This is a genomic window from Rhizobium sp. BK512 (genome assembly GCF_014194915.1).
Classification (GTDB): Bacteria; Pseudomonadota; Alphaproteobacteria; order Rhizobiales; family Rhizobiaceae; genus Rhizobium.
Genome location: NZ_JACIAS010000013.1, coordinates 96,764 through 109,079, shown reverse-complemented (window position 1 = coordinate 109,079; position 12,316 = coordinate 96,764). Strand labels below are relative to the sequence as shown.

Genomic DNA, 12,316 nt, shown 5'->3' with positions numbered 1-12,316 from the left:
TCAGACGGCTGGATGTCTATCGCTGCTTCGGCCTTGTTGCCGTCTTCTGATTTGCGCGCTTTGGCGCTGGCTTCTCGTCGGCCAGTTCTTCCGAAGCCATGTGAGGCGTTGCCGAGCGGATGTCGTTGGTGATTGATTGTGCTGCTGCGATCACCGCCTGTCTGATGTCCGCTATGCGCTTTTCGTCGACGCCTGTGACGAAGGGAACGCTGACGGCTGCAATGACCGTATCCTGATGATCCCGGACAGGGGCTGCGATTGCGTGAACGCCGGACATTTGCTCCCCCATGTCCCGCGCCCAGTTCTGCTTCCGGATCAGCGCAAGCTCATCAAGCATCTGCCTGGGGTCCGTAATCGTCTGGCTGGTGAAGCGCTCGAGCTTGGTCAGGCGACGCTCAATATCCTCCTGCAGTGAAAAGGCGAGCAGGATCTTGCCGGCCGCGCCCGCATGAAACGGCAGGCGCTGGCCGGCCGTCGCCGACAGAGCATATTGGCCATGCCCCTGGGCCGAGGCGACAACCAGAATATTGTCGCCGGATGGTACCGTCAGCTTGCTGCCCTCACCCAGGAGTTCCGAGATCTTGTTCAGATGCGGCTGCGCGATCGCCAAGAGATCGTAGCTCGCAACGGTCGGGGCGACATGGGCAGCAAGAGTGAGCAGGCGCCGCCCGAGCGTATAGCTTCCCGCCGGTGAACGGTGCACGAAATCGTAGGCGCTCAGCGTGTTCAGCATGCGGTAGACCGTGGTGCGCGACAGCTTCACGGCCTTCACAACGTCGCGGATCGTAGCGCCTTCCGGCGTGCGCTCCAGGAGCGCAAACACCTCCACCATCTGCTCGATGACGGGGATGCGATATTTCTGCGCGGCGTCTTCGCTAATGTCGGTCATGAAAATCCTGCCAGGCCCATCGGGGCAATGCTTAGCCTTCCATAAGCAATGCGTGGAGTTCACGCAATCGCGGCTCCTTTCGATTGACTCCGACACGTGAATGCCGATAAATTCTTAAATGAACTCATATCAGTTCAAATAAGAAACGTCACGTCGATTTATCCTCGGCACGACGTTCCGAGAAATGCCGGATCAGGAGGTTCGGCAGGTGGCTGCGCCAGCGTGCGCTGTGAAACGGAAATACGGAGGAGGATGCAATGAAAAGTGTGAAATCGATCGGACATGTGGCCGTCAGTGTGAAGAACATCGACAGCTCGCTCGACTTCTATGTCAACAAGCTGGGCTTCGACGAAATGTTCCGGCTCGAGCGTGACGGCCGCCTGTGGATCGTCTACCTCAGGATCACCGACACGCAGTTCATCGAATTGTTTCCGGAGGGTATTGGCGACGGCGCGCCGCCATTTGCGAATGTCGGCTATAACCATCTGTGCCTCGAGGTCGAAAACATCGACGAGGCGATCGCCGACATCACCAGCCGTGGCGTTGTGTTGACGGCCGAAAAGAAGCTCGGCGTCGACAACAACTACCAGGCCTGGATTGCCGATCCCGAGGGCAACCGCATCGAACTGATGCAGCTTGGCGCAGACGCCATGCAGACGGCTGCTATTCGCCGCATCAACGGACGGGCCTGAGCCATGGACCTTTTCAAGCATCTCGGCCATATCGCCTTGCGCGTCAACGACCTGGATAAGTCGCTCGCATTTTACCAGAAACTCGGCTTTCGCGAGATGACGCGTCTGCTGAACGATCAGGGCGAAGCGTGGATCGTGTATCTGCGCATCAACGACGATCAGTATCTGGAGCTTTTCCCAAAGGGCGTAAGGCGGCCGGAAACCGCCCCTGACACTATCGGCATCTTCCATATCTGCCTCACCGTCGAAAATATCGACAAGACGTTCGAAGAGCTTGCAAAAGTCGGTATTCAGCCCAGCCAGCCAAGGCCGACCAAAATCGGTATCGATGGCAATCGCGGTGCCTGGATCGAGGATCCCGATGGCACGCAGATCGAGGTCATGGAAATGGCGCCTGATTGCATTCAGCTGCAGGCAATCAAGAGGCTGCATGCTGAATCAGTCTAAATGGACTGTATTGCCTTAACGGCAAGGATTTAAGCTAACCCGGCAGTCACCTGCCGGGTTCTTTCGTCTGTCGATCTCAGAAAATCTGGTCGTAGGCGTCCTGCATCGCCTGAACGAACTCGTCATCCGTGCGCTTCGGATCGCTCCAGTATTTATCGGCTTCCTGCCAGATGGTGCGATACCAGTCGGCGTCGGCCATATTGAAGGGGTTGGAAACCTGCTTCGTCGGATCTTTCAGCGTTTCCAGAACGAGCTTGTTGCAGGCATCGAGGTTCGTCGTATCGGCGTCGGTACGAACCGGGCTTGCACCCTTCTTCAGCACGAAATCGGCATTGAGCTTCGGATCGACATCGAGCTTGGCAAAGTCTTCCTGGGCTTTTGCGGTGTCGGCATTGTTGGTGTTGAGGAAGCCCCAGGAATCGACGGTGACGACGACAGCCTTGGTTCCCGGAATGTTGATGCAGTCGAAATCCTCGCCGAGCTTCTTTTGCGCGGCCATGAACTCGCCCTTCATCCAGTCGCCATGGATCTGCAGCAGGGCCTTTCCGGTGATGACCAGATTGGTCGTGTCGTTCCATTGGCGATTGGGTGAGCCCGGATCCGTGTGGTCGGCAATCTGGCGGAAACGCTTAAGAGCCGCCCGCATCTCCGGCGTATCGATCACGGTGCGGTCGGGCTTCTCGCCGTAGAAGCGATTGTAGATATCGGGGCCTTCTTCCGAGGCGATCAATGCCTGCAGCAGGTAAGCCTTCTGGAATTGGTCGCCGCCCTGGGCGATCGGGATGTAGCCGGCTGCCTTGACTTTGTCGAAGGCTGCAAAGAGATCGTCGAGCGACTTCCAGGATTTCGGGTCGACGCCGGCCGCTTCAGCGACATGCTTGTTGTAGTAAACCATGCCGTCGATATGCACCGTTGCGGGAGCCTTCATGATCTCGCCGTCGACAGTGATGTTCTTGAGAACCGAGGGCGGGAAGTTCTTCGTTGCGCCGATGCTGTCGAACAGCTTGGTGAGCGGCACGCCGAGACCCTGCTTGTTCAGATCCCGATAGATGCCGGGATCGGAGTTCATGAAGATCGCAGGCGGATTGCCGCCCGTGATCATGTTCATCAGGCTTACGTTGGCCCCGGAGTCATGGGCAATGGACAGATCTTTCCACTGGTGGCCGTCCTTGGCCCACGCCTCCCTGAGAACGGTGAGCGCCGCAATCTCTGAGGGTTTGGACCAGGTGTGATAGACGACGACTTCATCTGCCCAGGCGCTTGCAGCAAGAGTGGTCGCGGCAAGCAACAGTGATAGTCGTTTCAGCGATTTCCATTTTGTCATGCGTCATTCCTCCCTTTTAGATCTGATCAGAGCCGCTGGCCGGTCGGAGCGTCGAAGACGTTCAATTTGGTCAGCGGCAGATAAACGGGCAGAGCCGGCTGGCTGCGATAGCGATTTGCGTCTCGCCCATCGATGCGCACGGCGATGCTCTTTCCCGACATGGTCAGGAAGGCGAAAGCATCTGGTCCGGATTTCTCGAAATATTCGACCGGGCAATCGAAACGGACGGTATTTCCCGCATCCTGGCGCTCCTCGATCAGAAGCTCCTCCGCCCGGAAGCCGACCTTCACAGGCTTGCCTTCGGCCGCCTTCGACTTCCACTTATATTCGCCGAGATTGATGCGGATGCTGTCCTTCTCATCCACGGCAACGAGATCGCCGCCATCACGCCTGAGGGTGCAGTCGAGCAGGTTCATGGCCGGCGACCCGACGAAATCCGCAACGAAAAGGTTGGCCGGCTCATTGTAGATCTCATCCGGCGTGCCGAACTGCTGGATGACGCCCTTGTTCATCACGGCGATCTTGGTGGCCATGGTCATGGCCTCGACCTGATCGTGGGTCACGTAGACGACGGTATTCTTGAGCTGGTTGTGGAGCTTCTTGATCTCCATGCGCATCTCGTTGCGCAGCTTGGCATCGAGGTTGGAGAGCGGCTCGTCGAACAGGCAGACGCCGTACTGTTTGACCAGCGCCCGGCCGATCGCCACACGCTGGCGCTGGCCGCCGGAAAGCTGCGAGGGCTTGCGGTCGAGCAGATGCTCGATCTGCAGGAGCCTGGCTGCCCAGGCGATCCGCTTATCCGCTTCCTCCCGCGAAATGCCGCGGGAAGAAAGCCCGAAATTCATGTTCCCACGCACGGTCTTGGTGGGATAGAGCGCATAGGACTGGAAGACCATGGCGAGGCCGCGATCCTTGGGGTCGAGGTAACTGACATCCCGCTCGTCGATGAGGATTTCTCCGTCGTCAATCTCCAGCAGGCCAGCCAGGAGATTGAGAAGCGTTGTCTTGCCGCAGCCGGAGGGCCCGAGCAGCACAAGAAACTCGCCGTCACCAATGCTGAGGTTCAGGTTCTCGATGACCGTCAGCGCGCCGAACTTCTTGACTATATTGTTGAATGCGATGGAAGGCATGCGTCTATCCCTTGATGGCGCCGGCAGTGATGCCCTGCACGAAGAACCTGCCGAGAACGAAGTAGATGACGAGCGGCGGCAGCGCGGTGAGCAGTGCCGAAGCCATGTCGACCGCATAGTTCTTGGCGCCTGTCGTCGTGACGGTGATGTTGTTGAGTACGACCGTCATCGGTTGCGTGTCCTGCGCACCGAATGTCAGGCCGACCAGGAAGTCGTTCCAGATGCCTGTTATCATCAGGATCAGCACGACGATCATGATATTGCCCGACATCGGCAGGACGATCTCGAAGAATATCCGCCAGAAGGAGCCGGAATCGATCATAGCGGCGGCAATGATCTGCGGTGGCATTCCCTTGAAATAATTGCGGAAAATCAATGTGAGGAAAGGCATTGATAACACGCTGTGAATGACGGCTATGCCGAATGTCGTGCCGTAGATATGCAGCGCGCCGGTGATCTTGATCAGCGGATACATGATGATCTGGAACGGCACGAAGGCGCAGATGAAAAGCACGAACAGGAAGCCGTTCGCCCATTTGACGTTCCAGAGTGCCAGACCGTAGCCGGTAATGATCGACAACGAGATCGTCAGAACCAGGCTGGGAGTCAGAATATAGAGCGAATTGACAAAGCCGATGCGCACGCCGTTGCAGTTCATGCCCGAACAAGCCTGCATCCAGGCATAAGACCAGGCATCGGTCGTCCAGGGCGAGGGCAGGGAGAATATCTGTCCCTCGCGGATCTGATCCATCGTCTTGAAGGACGTGACGACGATGACATAGAGCGGCACCGCAAAGAAGGCGGCCGCCATCAAAAGGAACAGGAAGATCACCACCCGGCTCGGCCGGATCAGCGGACGCCGACGCACCCTGGTCTCGCGGCCGGATTGCGATGCAGCTGATATCGCCGTCATGCCTCCCTCCTTTGCCTGATGGCGGTGATGATGACGAGCGGCAGGAACAGAATGAGCGTCGTCAAGAGCATGACGGTGGCACCCGCGGACGCAAAACCGAGGTTCTGCTTCTGCCAATAGGCATCGATGACAAAATAGGCGGGCATGACCGATGCGCCGCCCGGTCCACCATTGGTCATGGCGACGATGATGTCATAGGCCTTCACCACGCCGATGCAGAGCAGGATGATGCAGGTAAGGAAGGTGAGTTTCATCATGGGAATGATGACCTCGATATAGAGCCGCCAGAAGGGCACGCCATCGAGGCGCGCAGCCTGCCAGATCTCGGTATTGATCGACTTCAGGCCTGCGAGCATGAGCGCCATGAAGAAGCCGGTCGATTGCCAGACCGCCGCCAGAATAACGCCGAACATGACGGTGTCCTGGCTCGCAAGCCAGTTGAAGGAGGCGCTCTCCCAGCCCATCGAGTGCAGCACATTCTCTACGCCGAGGCCTGGATTGAAGAGCCAGCGCCAGACGAGTCCGGTGACGATCAGCGAGACGGCGAGCGGATAGAGAAAGACGGTGCGGAAGACGCCCTCGCCATGCACCTCCTTGTCGATCAGCGCTGCAAGGATGAAGCCTGTGACGATCGACAGCAGGCTGCCCACAGCAAAGATGACGAGGTTCTGCAGCGACAGAATCCAGGACGGATCGTGAAACAGCCGCCAGTACTGCTTCCAGCCGACCAATTCATAGTCTGGAAAGCGTCTGGACGCCGTGAATGAGAGATAGACGGTCCAGCCTATCGCCCCAACGAAAAAGACAAGCGTCAACAGTGCCGCAGGCGCAACGGCCAGATGCGGGGTGACGCGGCTCCATCGGATTCCCATGAGCCTCCTCCTCAGGTCTTCAGCGCTCTGCTCCTCCAGATCGCTGCTCTCCTGTTTCTTATATGAACAACATCTAGTTCATAATAGATCAACTATAGGAATCAAATAATCGCGATGTCAAATGACAATTGGCTGCGGCCGCAGCTGTTGCTCGCGCTGAAGTTGGATCGAGTGGCGACCTTCGAATCGTCGATCAATCGAAGAATGGACAATCGTCTTGCGCGAGACCCCGTCTCGCCCGTTAGGGCAGAAGATCGATACCTATGCCTGGCCGGTCGATCACATCGACAAAACCATCCTCGACGATCGTCTGCGGCAACCCTCCGGATCGCCGGTCCTATATTCGAAGGCGATGATGTCATGGGGCAGGGTGGCGCGGACCTGAATAGTGCCTTGAGGCCGAGCGAACCATTCGCCGTGCCATGGGCGCCATCACGATCGAAAGCAGATTGGCATATTCGGCAATCCATTTGAGCTCGGCGATGCCGCCCAGATCGACCGAGTCAACACCGTTCGGCGAGCAGTCATGGCGGACTCCATGGTGATGGCTCTACCAATCGCTCTCCTGTTTTTCTTCTTCCAGAACCTTTTCGTCGACGGGCTGACGTCAGGTGCGACAAAAGGCTGGATTGGCCTTCCGGTCAGTGTAGGGACTACGCGCGCTCGACAGGTTCTGCTTCGACCGAAAGCGCTTCGCCAATGGCGTAGAAATGACCACCCGCAACGTGATGCAGACTGCGCCATTCAGGCCCGGCTGTTTCAAAGTGCCAGTGTCCGTCGCGAAACACACGGTCATCCGCCCATGCCGCCGTTACGTCGCCGATAAACAGGTCGTAAGCATCCTGGATATGAGGCTCGTCGATCAACCTGCAGGAGAGCCAGGCCGAGCAGCCTTTCACGAAGGGCAGGTCCTGGCCCGGCACATCGAAAATCGATACCCCTGACTTCTGCAGCTTGTCAGGCTCCTCAAACAGGCTGCGGTTTCCAACCTCATGCGTCAGCTGGAGCTGCGCAACCGTCGGCACCTGTATGACGAAACGTCCGCTCGCCTCGATCAGTGTTCGCGTCTGGGCAAGCTTGTCGACCACCACGGTCAGCTTCGGTGGATCGATATCGAGCGCGCAGCACCATGCGGCAGCCATGACGTTGTCAATGCCGCCGTGGCGGGCCGATACCAGGATCGTTGGTCCGTAGTTGATCAGGCGAAAAGCCTTTTTGAGTTCAACAGCCTTCATATGTTCGTTCATTAGAAGTCCACGGTGAATTGCGGTTCCTGACATTTCTCCAAGTCTTACGACGGAGCGAGACGCTGCGAAAGGACGCAATTCTGCAAGCGCCCAATCCACGGATATTGGTAAGGTGAAGGTCTAGTACGAGTGTTTGGATACCCTATGGCGCGTGGTCGCCGCCCGGATCGAGAGCGACATCTGCCGCATCAACGGGCCGGCTGTCCAGGTACAGATGCAATTGCAATGACAACGACCATCGAAGAGCTTCACCAGCATTGCCTGTGCTAAAGCGCCTGGGAATCGCCGCGTGACCAGAGGATCCTTGCCCGCTCGCACCTTTATATCAGCAGTGTATCGAATCCTCGCAACCCGGTCGCAGGAGCTCTCAAATCCCTGACCCGTCGAGTTGCTGGGCGTCGTCGCCTTCCCAGGGTGAGGGCATGGAGGTGATGCCGGAATTGGCCGAGGGCATCGGCATCCAGCACTTCAATTCAGGCTCGGCATATTCGACGAGGCGGCCGGGCGAGGAATCGGAAGCACGCCAGCCTTCTGCACCGAACTGATCGCCATTCGACCAATAAGCAAGGTCAACTTCTGCCGGCCCCTGTTCGGACGGGCGGATCGTAACGAGTATCCGACTGCCGTCTTTCGGCGCGGTTGTCATCTGGCGCCAGCCGTGTGGCTCATCCATAATTTTTCCTCCTGGCTTGCCGCAGACCGTGAGTGTCGCCTCGCCATTGGAAACGGTCAACTCACACCTTTGCAGAAATCACTCTGAGAGTTCTGGCCACTCGACCGCTAAATTGGCTGATTCAAGGCCCTGGCGTCCAATTTAATCCAAAGCTGCGCGGCTGTTGTCATCGCTGCTTGGAACGGGCGCGGACCGGGCAAGGCGGTCAGCATGTTCAGTAGAACAAGCCGCGAATTGAGGGCCGAGCCATTTCCCCGACGGATAGTGACGTTCTGCCGCTTGAATGCCCGCATCACGGCTGAGAGGTCCGGCAGTCCGATCAATCGGTCCGCGATTGTGCTGCTTTCATTGAAAGAAGGGCGTCATGTCCAGTGCTCAGGCCGGCGGCATCTTCTCGAATTTTGGGACGGCCGGATCGAGGTGGTCCCAGGAGTATCCGGTTGCAGTCCAGGATACCAATTGCGGCTGATATCGGCTTGGATCGTCAAGACTTGCCGGCGTGACGATGTATACCTCGGGCATTTCGGGGAATGTCATGAAAACGGCCGATCCACATGTCGGGCAGAAGCCGCGCTGCTTGACGGTCCCGCCTTCGCCGACCGTCTGATACACGGATGCATTTCCGTCGACCTTCACTTCGGCTGCGATGAAAGTCAGATGCGATTGATGTCCGGTACCGCTGGAGCGCTGGCATTGTCGGCACTGGCAATCGACCATCACGGCGGGTTCTCCCGATATCTCGTAGCGGATCGCGCCACAGGCGCAGCCGCCGTTATAGGACTTCGTCATATCGCTCTCTCCTTGCCTCAATCCAGCCCCTGCGAAGTCGCCTCTTCAGCAACGACGGTATCCAGCCGTTCGACGACCTTCTTCCAGCCTTCGCTCATGTTGCGGTAGGCAATATCGTTCCGCGGCAGAACGAAGCCGGAATGGACGAGCCGCAGGCGCGTGCCGGTTTCCGCCTGGGCGAGGGTGAAGGTCACCACCGTCTCCAGCTTCGAACCATATCCGTCATCATTGCTCTCATGGCCGCCCTTCCACGCATAGGACAATCGCTCGTTCGCTACGACCTCCAGTACCTCGCAATGAATGGTTCCGTCCCATTTGCCGGCCGGTTTGGTCTGAAAGGTGAAACGATTGCCGGTGACGGGCACAAATCCATCGGGCGCCATCAGCCAACGGCCGATCAACTCGCCGCTGGTCAGCGCTTTCCAGATGATATCAGGCGCGTGCGGGAAGACTTCGTCCACGACGATGGCCTGCGTGTCGGAGACATGCCTCCCGGGTTTCATGGCTTGGTTCATGGGTCGATTTCCTTCAGGAGCTTTCTGAGATCGGTGAAGCGTTCACGCCAGAAGATGCCGTAATGGGTCATCCAGTCGGCCAGCGGCTCGAGACCGGCAGGCTCCGCGCGGTAATAGACATTGCGGCCCTCCGGGCGCTCGCTGACAAGGCCAGCCTGCTTCAGTGATTTGAGATGCTGAGAGATCGCGCCCTGCGTGACATTGCTGCCTCGGGTCAGCTCGACCACCGTTATCTCCTCGGCATTGACGATACGCTCGAACACGGACCGCCGCGTGGGATCGGCCAGCGCACGCATGACAGTGGTTATGGTTTCGGCTTCGAACATGAAAACCCAATAGCATCCGCTAATCAATTAGTCAATGCTATTGGATTTTTTGATTGACCTCATCACCGGGGACTTTGGTCGGATAGGGCCTGAGACTGAAGTCCTATATGTGGAACTGCTTAAGAACCGAGCGGTTTAGCGGTTGGAGACGCCAAGAGACAGGAACTGAACTCTGCGATGGCTGCAGTGTCCTAATCTTGATCTCGCGCGTTGACGCCAATCTCGCCAGCAGGGCAGGGGCCTTTGGTCCAGATCAAGCAGTCCCGAGGCGCGACCGGGTAGCCCGGTCGAGCAGCGTCCTCGTGCGCCGCCGACAAGTATTTGAACCATTCTCAGGAGGAACCATGCGCTTGCTCATCGTCGAAGACGAACCGGGAATTGCTCTCGCAATCGAGGACGTCGCAATCGCCGCCGGCTTCGAGATTGCCGGAATTGCGACAAACATGTCCGAAGCGGTGGAGCTTGGACCGGAGGCGGATGTCGCACTCGTCGATGTTCGGCTTGGCGATGGCCTCACAGGCCCTTCCATCGCTCGTGCGCTTTTTGCTGGGTTCGGACTGGGCGTCGCCTATTTCACGGCCAATCCCGATCTCATCGAGCAGACAGATGGGCGGCCCGTCATCAGTAAACCAGCAAGCCCCGAAAAGATCGGGGAGGCGTTGTCCCTGGCGGCTAGAAACGCTCGCGAACAAATGCTTCAGCATCAGTCAGGACAGGCGACATAGGAGGAGACGCGATTTAGGCCGCCTTCCTTCTGCAGCACGCAGCGCAGCTTCCGGCATCGCAAGAGAACATGAGGGGATGGTCGCGAGGTGTGGCTGGAACTCATCAGGGTCAAGAACCTCGATACCTGATGTTCACTCCGCTCAGAAGTTTCTGCCATTGCGTTTGAAGGGGGCACCGTTGCGCAAGAACTGCCATTCGATACCGGTGATCCGTGTCGGCTTCACAATGTGCATGCGCGCCTGCAGCAATCGGAGGGTTGGAACAAGCTTTGTAGGGTCCGCGATCTCCGCAGGGACGGGTCTGCCAGCCTCTATATAGTATTGTTCCAATTCACCGCGAAAGTCTCTGATATCGAACGTGTCTGTTCCCGCGTTGAACCAGTCCGCCAATATGACATCGCAGACAATATCAAGACTATTCGGGTCATCGAAATCGAGCAATGTTGTCGGCATTGGCGGACCTTCTGATGTTCGTCCTTCAAGCCCCCAACGCAGCCTTTTCTGACGCAGCCTCGCCATGAGTGCGACGGGAATATTGGGGCTCGCCACCCAGCACGAAGACGAGCCCCAGCCCCGGTGCCTGTCTCATCTACGCCCTTCACCGTGACGATCCGATTAGAACCCCGCGCCTTGGCGGCCGCAATTCGATCGATCGGATTAGCTCTGCCGTCTGCCGCATAGAATCCCGCTAGTGCGGGCTTTTTCGAGCAATTATTTCGGAAGCGAAACTGTGGATAAGTTGGCAATGCCTCGATGTGATTAGCCTTTTCCGAATTGCCGTCTGGTGGTCGGCCTCCGGTTGTCGAGGGAATGATGTGGCGACCTGACCCGTTGCTGCCACCGGCATCTCATGCCGGTGGCAATTGTAACTACAGCCCAATGGTGACCGTGTCTCTTACCTTGCGCTTTCGGGGAAGACCGGCAGGCGCGAGATATGGGTGGGATCGTGCTGGATGACGAGCGTGGCATTCAGCCCGGCGGCAACCGCCTCGAGGCGTTCCATCGATGCAAGTGTATCTGCCCGGTTTTCATTGAAACCCGGCACGCCATGAGTGGCCAGGTTGTCCGCGAAGTGTACGACATCGCCGGAAAGCAGGACCGGTCCCTTCTTCGCAAGCTTTACCAGGAGGGCGGCTTCCCCTTTGGTATGGCCAGGCATCGACAGCATCATCACGCTACCGTCGCCGAAGACGTCACGGTCGCCGGTCACGAGATCGAGTTTCGCCTTGCCATCGAGCCAGGGTTTGACGAGATCCGGTACAACCGCGAAGGGTAGGGGGTTGTCATGAAAAGTCTGCCAATCGGCAGCCCCAATCATGAGCGTTGCTTTCGAAAAGGTCGCGGCCTGCCCGAGATGGTCGAAATGGTTGTGGCTGATGCCGATGGTGGCGATCTGCTCCGGTTTGATGCCGATCTGTTTCAACTGTGTCGGGATGTCGGTTTTGAGCGAGACGCCGATCGGCGCATCCTGATCGGGTGCCTTGCCGATGAGGCCGGCAGGAAGCCCTGTGTCCCAAAGCAGGTAATCGCCACCGTGGCGGATCACGTAGCAGCTGTCGGTCAGCACGCCCTTCTTGCCGGCAAAGGCGAACGTGTCCGAAAACATCGACAGATCCTTGACGATGACGTCGCCACAATCGAGACGCCAAAGTTCAAGGTCTGGAGCCGCGCGTGTCGGAGTGGAGGCGAAAGATAGCGATGCGACCGTTGCTCCGATTGCAAGCGCAAATTTGAAGGTCTTCATAAAGGTCTCCTTGTGTTGAAGACCTTTCTT

General features: G+C 57.8%; 15 protein-coding genes. 3 read left to right on the top strand and 12 right to left on the bottom strand.

What is annotated here, in order from left to right; genetic code table 11:
* Positions 1–16 precede the first annotated feature (16 nt).
* Complete coding sequence (locus FHX06_RS33200) at positions 17–889, bottom strand: IclR family transcriptional regulator (protein ID WP_113014160.1); 873 nt, start codon at positions 887–889, stop codon at positions 17–19.
* Positions 890–1,146: 257 nt separating this feature from the next.
* Here FHX06_RS33200 and FHX06_RS33195 point away from each other — a divergent pair, with 257 nt between their 5' ends.
* Both FHX06_RS33195 and FHX06_RS33190 read left to right on the top strand, forming a co-directional pair.
* Positions 1,147–1,581, top strand: a complete 435-nt coding sequence (locus tag FHX06_RS33195; RefSeq protein ID WP_113210269.1) for a VOC family protein — start codon at positions 1,147–1,149, stop codon at positions 1,579–1,581.
* A 3-nt stretch (positions 1,582–1,584) separates the two neighbouring features.
* Positions 1,585–2,028, top strand: coding sequence for a VOC family protein (locus FHX06_RS33190; RefSeq protein WP_113201806.1), 444 nt, complete (start codon positions 1,585–1,587; stop codon positions 2,026–2,028).
* A 76-nt stretch (positions 2,029–2,104) separates the two neighbouring features.
* Here FHX06_RS33190 and FHX06_RS33185 read toward each other — a convergent pair whose 3' ends face one another.
* From FHX06_RS33185 to FHX06_RS33145, 9 genes are all read right to left on the bottom strand, one after another.
* Complete coding sequence (locus tag FHX06_RS33185) at positions 2,105–3,352, bottom strand: ABC transporter substrate-binding protein (RefSeq protein ID WP_082930608.1); 1,248 nt, start codon at positions 3,350–3,352, stop codon at positions 2,105–2,107.
* A 26-nt stretch (positions 3,353–3,378) separates the two neighbouring features.
* Entirely contained in the window at positions 3,379–4,482 is a 1,104-nt protein-coding gene (locus tag FHX06_RS33180) for an ABC transporter ATP-binding protein (RefSeq protein WP_112970401.1), read from the bottom strand.
* 4 nt (positions 4,483–4,486) lie between these two features.
* The gene (locus FHX06_RS33175; RefSeq protein ID WP_112545439.1) at positions 4,487–5,395 is read right to left on the bottom strand and encodes a carbohydrate ABC transporter permease; all 909 of its coding nucleotides are present in this window, start codon (positions 5,393–5,395) and stop codon (positions 4,487–4,489) included.
* Positions 5,392–6,267 carry a carbohydrate ABC transporter permease gene (locus FHX06_RS33170; RefSeq protein WP_112545438.1) on the bottom strand — a complete coding sequence of 292 codons (876 nt, stop codon included), beginning with the start codon at positions 6,265–6,267 and terminating at the stop codon, positions 5,392–5,394. The genes FHX06_RS33175 and FHX06_RS33170 overlap by 4 nt, the downstream gene beginning before the upstream one ends.
* Positions 6,268–6,920: 653 nt before the next feature.
* Positions 6,921–7,514: a flavin reductase family protein gene (locus FHX06_RS33165; protein ID WP_112545437.1), complete on the bottom strand. Its 594-nt coding sequence runs from the start codon at positions 7,512–7,514 to the stop codon at positions 6,921–6,923.
* Positions 7,515–7,881: 367 nt separating this feature from the next.
* The gene (locus FHX06_RS33160; protein ID WP_112545436.1) at positions 7,882–8,187 is read right to left on the bottom strand and encodes a hypothetical protein; all 306 of its coding nucleotides are present in this window, start codon (positions 8,185–8,187) and stop codon (positions 7,882–7,884) included.
* Positions 8,188–8,562: 375 nt separating this feature from the next.
* Positions 8,563–8,976 carry a GFA family protein gene (locus FHX06_RS33155; RefSeq protein WP_113210271.1) on the bottom strand — a complete coding sequence of 138 codons (414 nt, stop codon included), beginning with the start codon at positions 8,974–8,976 and terminating at the stop codon, positions 8,563–8,565.
* A gap of 17 nt (positions 8,977–8,993) precedes the next feature.
* A complete protein-coding gene (locus tag FHX06_RS33150) occupies positions 8,994–9,491 on the bottom strand; it encodes an SRPBCC family protein (protein ID WP_113210272.1) in 498 nt (165 codons plus the stop codon).
* Positions 9,488–9,817 (bottom strand): ArsR/SmtB family transcription factor, encoded by a 330-nt coding sequence (locus FHX06_RS33145; RefSeq protein WP_112970396.1) that lies wholly within the window; start codon positions 9,815–9,817, stop codon positions 9,488–9,490. Before FHX06_RS33145 ends, FHX06_RS33150 begins: the two co-directional genes overlap by 4 nt.
* A gap of 344 nt (positions 9,818–10,161) precedes the next feature.
* On the opposite strand from FHX06_RS33145, the gene FHX06_RS33140 reads away from it, so the two are divergent.
* Positions 10,162–10,542, top strand: a complete 381-nt coding sequence (locus FHX06_RS33140) for a response regulator (protein ID WP_112545432.1) — start codon at positions 10,162–10,164, stop codon at positions 10,540–10,542.
* 141 nt (positions 10,543–10,683) lie between these two features.
* Here FHX06_RS33140 and FHX06_RS33135 read toward each other — a convergent pair whose 3' ends face one another.
* Positions 10,684–10,995 carry a hypothetical protein gene (locus FHX06_RS33135; protein WP_113210273.1) on the bottom strand — a complete coding sequence of 104 codons (312 nt, stop codon included), beginning with the start codon at positions 10,993–10,995 and terminating at the stop codon, positions 10,684–10,686.
* 442 nt (positions 10,996–11,437) lie between these two features.
* The gene (locus FHX06_RS33130; RefSeq protein WP_112545430.1) at positions 11,438–12,286 is read right to left on the bottom strand and encodes an N-acyl homoserine lactonase family protein; all 849 of its coding nucleotides are present in this window, start codon (positions 12,284–12,286) and stop codon (positions 11,438–11,440) included.
* Positions 12,287–12,316 lie beyond the last annotated feature (30 nt).

What these genes read in the sequence shown, in the direction of transcription:
- FHX06_RS33185 (WP_082930608.1), bottom strand. Translation starts at nt 3,352, where the DNA reads ATGACAAAATGGAAATCGCTGAAACGACTATCACTGTTGCTTGCCGCG.
- FHX06_RS33145 (WP_112970396.1), bottom strand. Translation starts at nt 9,817, where the DNA reads ATGTTCGAAGCCGAAACCATAACCACTGTCATGCGTGCGCTGGCCGAT.
- FHX06_RS33200 (WP_113014160.1), bottom strand. Translation starts at nt 889, where the DNA reads ATGACCGACATTAGCGAAGACGCCGCGCAGAAATATCGCATCCCCGTC.
- FHX06_RS33135 (WP_113210273.1), bottom strand. Translation starts at nt 10,995, where the DNA reads ATGCCGACAACATTGCTCGATTTCGATGACCCGAATAGTCTTGATATT.
- FHX06_RS33150 (WP_113210272.1), bottom strand. Translation starts at nt 9,491, where the DNA reads ATGAACCAAGCCATGAAACCCGGGAGGCATGTCTCCGACACGCAGGCC.
- FHX06_RS33190 (WP_113201806.1), top strand. Translation starts at nt 1,585, where the DNA reads ATGGACCTTTTCAAGCATCTCGGCCATATCGCCTTGCGCGTCAACGAC.
- FHX06_RS33155 (WP_113210271.1), bottom strand. Translation starts at nt 8,976, where the DNA reads ATGACGAAGTCCTATAACGGCGGCTGCGCCTGTGGCGCGATCCGCTAC.
- FHX06_RS33165 (WP_112545437.1), bottom strand. Translation starts at nt 7,514, where the DNA reads ATGAACGAACATATGAAGGCTGTTGAACTCAAAAAGGCTTTTCGCCTG.
- FHX06_RS33130 (WP_112545430.1), bottom strand. Translation starts at nt 12,286, where the DNA reads ATGAAGACCTTCAAATTTGCGCTTGCAATCGGAGCAACGGTCGCATCG.
- FHX06_RS33195 (WP_113210269.1), top strand. Translation starts at nt 1,147, where the DNA reads ATGAAAAGTGTGAAATCGATCGGACATGTGGCCGTCAGTGTGAAGAAC.
- FHX06_RS33160 (WP_112545436.1), bottom strand. Translation starts at nt 8,187, where the DNA reads ATGGATGAGCCACACGGCTGGCGCCAGATGACAACCGCGCCGAAAGAC.
- FHX06_RS33180 (WP_112970401.1), bottom strand. Translation starts at nt 4,482, where the DNA reads ATGCCTTCCATCGCATTCAACAATATAGTCAAGAAGTTCGGCGCGCTG.
- FHX06_RS33175 (WP_112545439.1), bottom strand. Translation starts at nt 5,395, where the DNA reads ATGACGGCGATATCAGCTGCATCGCAATCCGGCCGCGAGACCAGGGTG.
- FHX06_RS33140 (WP_112545432.1), top strand. Translation starts at nt 10,162, where the DNA reads ATGCGCTTGCTCATCGTCGAAGACGAACCGGGAATTGCTCTCGCAATC.
- FHX06_RS33170 (WP_112545438.1), bottom strand. Translation starts at nt 6,267, where the DNA reads ATGGGAATCCGATGGAGCCGCGTCACCCCGCATCTGGCCGTTGCGCCT.